Raw genomic sequence first — 2,400 nt, 5'->3', positions numbered from 1 at the left:
AAAAGCGCCGCGCACCAAGAAAAACACCACCCCAATCAAGGCCAGCATCCGCAATTGCCCCAGATCCCCGGCACCAATGGAGCGGGCCACCCACTCGATCAAGTAGGCGAGGGCGGGCATGGTTAGCACAAAGCCAAGGGTACAGGTTAGCCCCAGCAACAACATCCACAGATGGGGCCGAATGAAGGGAATGAGACGGCGATAGCTACGACCCGGATGCACAAATCACAAACCAGAAGGGCCTCTGACCCAACCAGCTTACAGGATAGTGTTGCGGACTGCTGCCGGGATCCCTGAAACTGGCCGGTAGAGCTGAAAGCCGCTGCGACCCTTTTCTTTGACCTGGTAGAGGGCCAAGTCGGCATGGTGCAAAAGGGTGGACACTTCTACGCCGTCTTGGGGGTAGAGGGCGACGCCAATGCTGCAGGTCACGGAAAGGGAATGGCCCTCGCAGGAGAAGGGAGTTTGAAAGGCATCGACAATCCGCTGAGCCAGACGCGCTGCCACTGTGGGGCTGCCAATTCGGGGCAGCAGCAGGGTGAACTCATCCCCTCCCCAGCGGGCGACGATATCTCCAGGGCGAACGCACTTGGTTAACCGTTCAGCTACCCCCTGCAACAGGGCATCGCCGACACCGTGGCCGAAGGTATCGTTGATGTCTTTGAAGTGATCCAAATCCACAAAGAAGAGGGCCAGAGATTCACTGTAGTATTGCTGCAGGGCCTGCTGCAGCCGCTCCCGAAAGGATTCGCGGTTCACCAAACCTGTCAGGGCATCATGATGAGCGCGAAACTCTATGTAGGCTAAGCTCTGCTTTTGGGCGGTGATGTCTTCGCAGATGCCTTCATAGCCGAGGATGTTTCCGGCTTTATCTTTAACCAAACGGGCCTTTTCTCGGACCCAGATGATCGAGCCATCCCGCCGCCGCAGCCGGTACTCAAAGCCGCGTACGGATCCCTGCTCCTGCAATAGCCGCACAAATTCCTCCCACTGGCTGGGATCCACATAGAGCTGCCGCTTGCCCGCCTCTTTCGCTTCGCGCATCAATTCTTCGGGGGAGCTGTAGCCGCAGATCTGGGCCAGCATCGGGTTGGCGGAGAGATACCGACCTGCCGCATCGGTGAAAAAAATGCCCTCTACCGCATTCTCGAAAAAATTGCGATAGCGCTCCTCAGCCTGGCGCAGCTCCTCTTCCACTTGCCGGCGCTCCGAGATCTCGAGGGCCAGAGACACCAAATCCGCCAGGGATCCGGCGAAGTTTTGCTCTTCTAAGGTCCAGTGGCGAGGGGATCCAATGTGCTCGTGGCAGAGAACACCCACCATCCGTCCTTCCAGTCGAATGGGGGCATCCAGCATCGAGACCACTCCCATTGCTGTCAGGTAGGAATTGCCGAACTCGGCGGTGCGGGGATCCGCCACCACTTGGTCGGCAGCAATGGTGCGCTCTTGCTCCAGGGCTTGAAAATAACGGGGATAGTCTTTGGCCCAGATCTCCGCCCCTTGAGTATGGGATCCCTCGGGGTTGTCTGGGGTGATCTCGAATTGATTGATGCAGCGAATGCTGGAGCGCTCCGACGTGTAGAGCCAGACCCCCACCCGTGCCACCCCCAGGGTATGGGCGGCTGTAGTACAAATCTGTTGCAGAGCAGCTTGTAAGTCTCCTTGGCTGAGGGCTTTGTGCCGGGTGAGCTCCATCAGAGCCCGGTTGTGCTCCAACAGTTGCTTTTGGCTGCGCTGTAGCTGCCACTCCACTTGCTTGCGTGCTGTGATGTCCTGACAGGAGCCGACAATTCGGCTGATTGGCTTGTTCTCCTCAACTACTGGAGAAAGGGTAACGATTAGAACACGGGTCGACTCTGGGTCGGGAGCGGCAGAGGCCGTTAGGCTCAGCTCGAAGCTCACTTGCCGGCCATGGCTGAGGCAGTGTTCGGTGTGCAGTTGAATCTGCGCAGCCAGAGAAGGCGGTAGACAACTCTGGAGCTCTTCTCCCTCGATAGGTCGAGAGGAGAGAAAAAACATCCTGCAAAAAGCCGGGTTACCCACCAAAAACCGACAGCGCGGTTGAGGTGAGCCTCTTTCTGGCTCCGGGGGCAGACACTCAAGGACAAACAACCCATCGCTGACGCTCTCGAACATGGTGCGCAGCACAGCCCGTCCCCGAGCCTGTACCGGGCGCCCACGGTACATGACCTGGGGATTCCACAGATCGGCCCGCGTCAGCGCATCATAAACGCTGCCAGCCTGGTCTGGCCCAGCAGTCCCCCTTTCAACCATAGGCTAGGAACACCCAGTAGACGCTCGGGCAACGGGGAGGGCAAGCCGAAAAAAACAGCTATGAATTCACGCTGTCTCTGCCATTCTACGGTCATCCTATGGAATTGTTGGGGGAGTTTGTGTGTC

At 58.1% G+C, this 2,400-nt stretch carries 1 protein-coding gene and 1 pseudogene; both read right to left on the bottom strand.

What is annotated here, in order from left to right:
• Nucleotides 1–222, bottom strand: a pseudogene (locus NW837_RS09260) (ABC transporter ATP-binding protein); the annotation flags it as partial.
• 36 nt (nt 223–258) lie between these two features.
• On the bottom strand, nt 259–2,274 hold the full coding sequence (locus tag NW837_RS09255) for a diguanylate cyclase domain-containing protein (RefSeq protein ID WP_414330918.1): 2,016 nt from the start codon (nt 2,272–2,274) through the stop codon (nt 259–261).
• Nucleotides 2,275–2,400: the final 126 nt, after the last annotated feature.

The organism is Synechococcus sp. R6-10, from assembly GCF_047461815.1.
In the GTDB taxonomy this organism is placed as follows: domain Bacteria; phylum Cyanobacteriota; class Cyanobacteriia; order Thermostichales; family Thermostichaceae; genus Thermostichus.
The sequence above is the reverse complement of the archived record's forward strand: the minus strand, read 5'-3'. Positions and strand labels throughout refer to the sequence as shown.